The following is a 6,383-nucleotide window of genomic DNA, read 5'->3' as shown; positions in this document are numbered from 1 at the left end:
CGCGGTCCGGGCGAGGCCCCGACCCGCGCCAGGACGACGGCGCGCAGCACCGAGCCGAGGCCGGCGCCGACCACGAGCGCGGCCAGCAGGGCCACGACGAGGCCGGTCCCGACGCCCTGGTCCAGGCCCGTCACGCCGGGCTCCCCGGGTCTCTGCGGCCCGCATCGGCGTAGCCGTCGTCGGTGCGACCAGCGTCGGTGCGGCCCAGGTCGGTGCGGCCGGCCGCGCGGCCGCCGACCAGCAGGCCCACCATGCACGCGGACACCGTCGCGACGGGCACCGCGACGAGCAGCGCCACGGCCAGGACCGGGGCCGGGCCGAGCAGGCGGAGGACGTCGAGCACCCAGCCGGAGAACGACGTGAACCCGCCGAGCACCCCGGTCGTCACGGCGGGGCGGGCGAGCGCGCCGCCGCGGCCGACGACCAGCCCCATGGCCAGGGCGCCGAGGACGTTGACCGCCACGAGCACCGCCCAGCCCGGGACACCGGTCTGCGGGACCACGAGCCCGGCCCACACCCGCGCGGCCCCTCCCAGCGCGCCACCGGCCCCGACCGTCAGGAGCACGGCGGCGGCGGGGAGCCACCGGCGCCGCGCGGGGGCCGGCTCGTCCGGGCCGGTCACGGCGACGGGCTCACGACCACGGGTCGGCCGCGCGGCCCACCATCTCCTCGACGTCGAAGTCGTAGACGCGGCGGCCCTCGACGTACGTCGTGAGCGCGCGGCTCATGACGTCGAGCGGGTCGCCGTCCCACACCACGACGTCGCCGTCCAGGCCGACCTGCAGCGACCCCACCCGGTCGTCCAGGCCGAGGAAGCGCGCCGGGTTGACGGTGATCGCCTGCAGCGCGACGTCGGCGGGCAGGCCCTCCTTGACCGCGAACGTCGCCTCGTGGACGAGGAAGGCGACGGGCACGACCGGGTGGTCGGTGGTGAGCGCCACCTCGACGCCGGCCTCGTGGAGCAGGGCCGGGGTGCGCAGGGTGCGCCCGCGCAGCTCCACCTTGCTGCGGGAGCCCAGGGTCGGGCCCACCACGCACGGCACCCCCGCCGCGGCGAGCTCGGCGGCGAGCAGGTGGCCCTCCGTGGCGTGGTTGAGCACGAGCCGGTAGCCGTGCTCGGCGGCCAGTCGCAGCGCCGTGGCGATGTCGTCGGCGCGGTGCGCGTGCTGGCACCAGGGCAGGCCGTCCTCCAGCGCGAGCAGCAGCGTCTCCGACGCGGGGTCCGGCGCCGGCGGCGCGGTGCCCTCGGCGGCGGCACGGTCGAGCTGGGCGCGGTGGTGGCGGGCCCGGGCCAGCGCCTCGCGCAGCACGGCGGCGACGCCCATCCGCGTGCTGGGCAGCTTCCCCTTGTCCCCGTGGACCCGCTTGGGGTTCTCCCCGAGGGCGCTCTTGATGCTCGCCGGCTCCCGGAAGCACATCTGGTCCACGGTGCGGCCCCACGTCTTGAGCGCCACCGTGCGGCCGCCCACGACGTTGCCCGAGCCCGGCTTGACCACGACGGACGTCACGCCGCCCCCGAGGGCGTCGACGAAGGCGATGTCGGCGGGGTTGACGGCGTCGAGCGCCCGCAGGTGCGCGGTGACGGGCGACGTCATCTCGTTGTGGTCGCGGCCGGGCCAGTCTTCGCCGTCCTCGAAGATGCCGACGTGCGCGTGGACCTCGACGAAGCCCGGCAGCACCCAGCGGCCCGTGGTGTCGTGGACGGGGACGCCGTCGGGGACGTCCACCTCGTCGACCGGCCCCACGGCGGCCACCCGCCCGTCGAGGACGAGCACGGTCCCCCGCTCGACCGCGGGGCCCACGCCGGGCACCACGCGGCCGCCGACGAGCGCGACGTCGCGCCCCGGCGGGGCCGGCGGCCCGGTGAACCCCGCGGTCGCCACCCTCAGACCTCGGTCTCGCGCCGGTCCTCGCCCCACATGACGTGGAAGGTGCCCTCGCGGTCGACGCGTCGGTAGGTGTGGGCGCCGAACAGGTCGCGCTGGCCCTGGACCAGGGCGGCGGGCAGCCGGTCGCGGCGCGAGCCGTCGAACGCGGCGAGCGCGGCGGCGAAGCCCGGCGTCGGCACCCCGGACAGCGCCGCCGTGGACACGACCTGGCGCCAGGCCGCGTCCGCGCCCTGGAGCGCCTCGACGAACACGGGTGCGCTGAGCAGGCTGACCAGGGCCGGGTCGGCGGCGTAGGCCTCGGTGATCCGGTCGAGGAAGCGGGCCCGGATGATGCAGCCGCCGCGCCAGATGGTGGCGATCTGGCCCATGTCGAGCGACCAGCCGTGGAGCAGGGCACCGGCGGCGAGCATGTCGAAGCCCTGGGCGTAGCTGACGATCTTGGACGCGTACAGCGCGCGGCGGACCTGCTCGACGAAGGCGTCGACGTCGTCGGGGACCGGCACGGTGGACCCGCTGGTCGTGCCGTACGCGGCCTGGACGGCGTCGCGGGTCTCGCGGTGGCTGGACAGCGCGCGGGCGAAGACGGCCTCGGCGATCCCGCTCACCGGGGTCCCGAGCGTGAGGGCCGTCTGGACGGTCCACGTCCCGGTGCCCTTCATGCCGGCCTGGTCGAGCACGACGTCGACGAACGGCTGCCCCGTCGAGGCGTCGACCTGGGCGAGCACGTCGGCGGTGATCTCGATGAGGAAGGAGTCGAGCTCGCCGGAGTTCCAGCCGACGAAGATCTCGGAGATGGCGGACGGGGAGAGCCCGGCGACGTTGCGGAGCAGGTCGTACGCCTCGCCGATGAGCTGCATGTCGGCGTACTCGATGCCGTTGTGGACCATCTTGACGAAGTGCCCGGCGCCGTCGGTGCCCAGGTGCGCCGCGCACGGCGTGCCGTCGACGACCGCGGCGATGCTCTCGACGATCGGCCCGAGCGTCTCGTAGGCCTCGTCGGACCCGCCGACCATGATCGAGGGACCGTTGAGGGCGCCCTCCTCGCCGCCGGACACCCCGGCGCCGACGAAGTGCAGCCCCTTGGCCTCCAGCGCCTCGGTGCGGCGGATCGTGTCGCCGAACAGCGCGTTGCCGCCGTCGACGACCATGTCGCCCGGCTCGAGCAGCTCGGCCACCGCGTCGACGACCGCGTCGGTGCCCGGTCCCGCCTGCACCATGACGATGACGCAGCGGGGCGTGGTGAGCGACGCGACGAAGTCGGCCAGCTCCTCGCTGGGGACGAAGTCGCCCTCGTGGCCGTGGGCCTCCACCAGGGCCGTGGTCTTCTCCTGCGTCCGGTTCCACAGGGCCACCGTGTGCCCGTTGCGCGCGAGGTTCCGCGCGAGGTTGCTGCCCATGACGGCCAGCCCGACGACTCCGACACCCGCGCGTGCGCTCATGGGGGATGTCTACCGCAGCCCGGCCGGCCCGTGCCGGACAGGGCCGGGCACCGGTCGGCTCAGGCCCGCTCGCCCGCGTGCAGGTACCAGTCGCCCCCGGGCAGCACCGGCCCCCGACGGGACGGCTCCCCGGCGTGGACGTACACCTGGACCTGCTCCGGCGCCCCCGGCCAGCCCGAGAGCAGCGGCACGACCACGCGGACGTACTCCGAGCCCGACGGGTCGTCGGGGTCGTAGTCCTCGAGCTCGTCCAGCGCGAGCAGCGTCGCCGGGTCGTCGACCCCGTACACCTCGACCCGCACCCGCCCGCCGGCACCCGCCGGCCCGGGGGCGTCGTCGAGGACGAGCAGCGGGTAGCCGTAGCCCAGCTGCTCGCGGGGCACCGACACCTCGTGGAGGGTCCCGGCGACCTCGCCGTCGCCCAGGTGCCGGCAGCCGGCGAGCACGCCGGCGTTGCGGCAGCCGCGCCGGAGCGTGCCGTAGACGGCGAGCAGGAGCGGTGTGCGCCGCCCTGCGACGGGTACCAGGAGGGTGCCGGTCACCCGACGAGGGTGGCAGGCACGGCCGGTACCGGGGACACGGCCGCGCCGACCGCTCGCCTGGCGGGCCGGCTGCTGACACCCTGGGCACCTCGACGAGACCTCCGGAGGTCCGCATGAGCACCGTGCAGACGCACGACACCCCCGCCGCCCCGCGGCGCACCACGACCGGGCGCCCGCACGTCCTCGTCATCGGCTCGGGCTTCGGCGGGCTGTTCGCGACCCAGGGGCTGCGCAAGGCCGACGTGGACGTCACGCTCATCTCCCGCACCACCCACCACCTGTTCCAGCCGCTGCTGTACCAGGTGGCGACCGGGATCCTGTCCGAGGGCGACATCGCCCCCTCGACGCGCGAGATCCTCAACGACCAGCAGAACGCCACCGTGCTGCTCGGCGACGTCACCGGGATCGACCTCACCGCCCGGACCGTCACCTCCCAGGTGCTGGACCGGCAGACCGTCACCAGCTACGACCACCTCGTGGTCGCCGCGGGCGCCGGCCAGTCGTACTTCGGCAACGACCAGTTCGCCCGGTTCGCGCCCGGCATGAAGTCCATCGACGACGCCCTCGAGCTGCGCGGCCGGATCTTCGGCGCGTTCGAGATGGCCGAGCTCGCCTGGGACGAGTCGGAGGAGGAGCGCCTGCTCACCTTCGTCGTCGTGGGCGCGGGGCCGACGGGCGTGGAGATGGCCGGGCAGATCGCCGAGCTGTCCAAGCAGACGCTGCGCCGGGACTTCCGCCGGATCGACCCGACGCGCGCCAAGGTCGTCCTCGTCGACGCCGCGCCCCGCGTGCTCCCCGGCTTCGCGGAGGAGCTCGGCGAGAAGGCGCACCGCAAGCTCACGCAGATGGGCGTCGACATCCAGCTCGGCACCATGGTCACCGACGTCGACCGCCACGGCATCGAGGTCAAGGACAAGGACGGCACGACCCGGCGCATCGAGGCCCGCGCCAAGGTGTGGGCGGCCGGGGTCCAGGGCAGCCCGCTCGGGTCCCTGCTCGCCGAGCAGTCCGGCGCCGAGCTCGACCGGGCCGGGCGCATCAAGGTGCAGCCGGACCTGTCGCTGCCCGGGCACCCCGAGGTGCACGTCGTCGGCGACATGGCCGCCCTCGACGGCCTCCCGGGCGTGGCGCAGGTGGCGATCCAGGGCGGGCAGCACGTGGCGCGCGAGATCCGCCGCGGGCTGACGGGCCAGGAGACCGGCGTCGCGTTCTCGTACAAGGACAAGGGCTCGATGGCGACGATCAGCCGCTTCAACGCGGTGGCGTCGGTCGGCAAGCTCAAGTTCGGCGGGTTCTTCGCCTGGGTGCTGTGGCTGGCGGTGCACCTGCTGTACCTGGTCGGCTTCAAGAACCGGGTGACCACGCTGCTCAAGTGGACGATCACGTTCCTGGGCCGCGGCCGCTCCGAGCGCGCCGTGACCCAGCAGCAGATCATCGCCCGCAGGGCCCTGGAGCACCACAAGCCCCAGGACCTCGTCTACCTCGACGAGAAGCCGGGCGCCGCGGCCGACGGGGCGCAGGACGCGACCCCGGGCGAGACCGGCGGCACGACCGGCGGCTCGCAGGCCGGGACCGACGAGACGATCGAGCAGCGCCGTCCCGACCACCCCGACCTCGGCGGCGCTCCCACGGCCACCGAGGAGGCCGCCCAGCGCTGACCTGGCGCGCCCGGCTCCCGGCGCCGCCGCCCCCCTCGCAGGGTGGGCGGCGGCGCCGATGCCGTCCGGGGCTGGTCCGGGGCTCGTCCGGTCAGGCCAGGCGGGAGGCGAGCAGCTCGGCCAGGTGCTGGCCCTGCACGCCGGCCAGGTCGTCGGCCTGCGTGCGGCAGCTGAAGCCGTCGGCGAGCAGGACGGTGCCCGGCCGGGCCTCGCGCAGCGCCGGCAGCAGGGCCCGCTCGGCCACGGCCACCGAGACCTCGTAGTGCCCGGCCTCCATGCCGAAGTTGCCGGCCAGGCCGCAGCAGCCGGCGAGCGCGCGCACGGTCGCCCCGGCGCCGGTGAGCAGGTCGAGGTCGGCGCGGAAGCCCATCTCGGCGTGCTGGTGGCAGTGCGGCTGGGCGAGGACGTCGACCCCGGTGAGGTCCGGCACCCGCCAGCCGTCGGCGCGGCGCTCGGTGAGGACCTCCGCCAGGGTGCGGACGGCCACGGACACGCGGGCGGCACGCTCGTCGTCGGCGAGCAGCTCGGGCAGGTCGCCCCGCAGCGCCGCGGTGCACGACGGCTCGAGGCCGACGACCTGCAGGCCGGCGTCGACGTACGGCGACAGCACGTCCAGGGTGCCGCGCAGCCGGTCGCGGGCGGCGTCGAGCTGGCCGGTCGAGATCCACGTCAGCCCGCAGCAGGCGCCCGGCCCGGCGAGGACGACGTCGTAGCCCGCGTCCTCGAGGACGCGGCGCGCGGCGGTGCCGACGGTCGGGCTGAACCCGTCGGTGAACGAGTCGGCCCAGAGCACGACCCGGTCGCGGACCGGGGTCCCGGGGGCGGCCGCCGGCGGGGCGGGGTCCGCGGCGGACC

The 6,383-nt window shown here is 75.7% G+C and carries 6 protein-coding genes; 1 reads left to right on the top strand and 5 read right to left on the bottom strand.

Annotated features, from left to right (window positions below; translation table 11 throughout):
• Positions 1–130 precede the first annotated feature (130 nt).
• Genes WCS02_RS16065 through WCS02_RS16050 form a run of 4 tightly spaced genes read right to left on the bottom strand, consistent with a single transcriptional unit; the run spans position 131 to position 3,870 of the window.
• Positions 131–622, bottom strand: a complete 492-nt coding sequence (locus WCS02_RS16065) for a FluC/FEX family fluoride channel (protein ID WP_340295057.1) — start codon at positions 620–622, stop codon at positions 131–133.
• Between the two features lie 10 nt (positions 623–632).
• Positions 633–1,883, bottom strand: coding sequence for an amidohydrolase (locus tag WCS02_RS16060; protein WP_340295055.1), 1,251 nt, complete (start codon positions 1,881–1,883; stop codon positions 633–635).
• A gap of 2 nt (positions 1,884–1,885) precedes the next feature.
• Positions 1,886–3,328: an NADP-dependent phosphogluconate dehydrogenase gene (gene gndA / locus WCS02_RS16055; RefSeq protein ID WP_340295053.1), complete on the bottom strand. Its 1,443-nt coding sequence runs from the start codon at positions 3,326–3,328 to the stop codon at positions 1,886–1,888.
• 59 nt (positions 3,329–3,387) lie between these two features.
• The gene (locus WCS02_RS16050) at positions 3,388–3,870 is read right to left on the bottom strand and encodes a gamma-glutamylcyclotransferase family protein (RefSeq protein ID WP_340295051.1); all 483 of its coding nucleotides are present in this window, start codon (positions 3,868–3,870) and stop codon (positions 3,388–3,390) included.
• 113 nt (positions 3,871–3,983) lie between these two features.
• Here WCS02_RS16050 and WCS02_RS16045 point away from each other — a divergent pair, with 113 nt between their 5' ends.
• Positions 3,984–5,528: an NAD(P)/FAD-dependent oxidoreductase gene (locus tag WCS02_RS16045; protein ID WP_340295049.1), complete on the top strand. Its 1,545-nt coding sequence runs from the start codon at positions 3,984–3,986 to the stop codon at positions 5,526–5,528.
• A gap of 91 nt (positions 5,529–5,619) precedes the next feature.
• Here the strand turns inward: WCS02_RS16045 and WCS02_RS16040 are convergent.
• Positions 5,620–6,383: (Fe-S)-binding protein (locus WCS02_RS16040; protein ID WP_340295047.1), on the bottom strand; the 764-nt coding region annotated here is incomplete at its 5' end.

It is taken from the genome of Aquipuribacter hungaricus (genome assembly GCF_037860755.1).
In the GTDB taxonomy this organism is placed as follows: Bacteria; Actinomycetota; Actinomycetes; order Actinomycetales; family JBBAYJ01; genus Aquipuribacter; species Aquipuribacter hungaricus.
The sequence above is the reverse complement of the archived record's forward strand: the minus strand, read 5'-3'. Positions and strand labels throughout refer to the sequence as shown.

Coding starts and splice junctions, on each gene's coding strand:
- gndA (WP_340295053.1), bottom strand. CDS start 3,328: ATGAGCGCACGCGCGGGTGTCGGAGTCGTCGGGCTGGCCGTCATGGGC.
- WCS02_RS16045 (WP_340295049.1), top strand. CDS start 3,984: ATGAGCACCGTGCAGACGCACGACACCCCCGCCGCCCCGCGGCGCACC.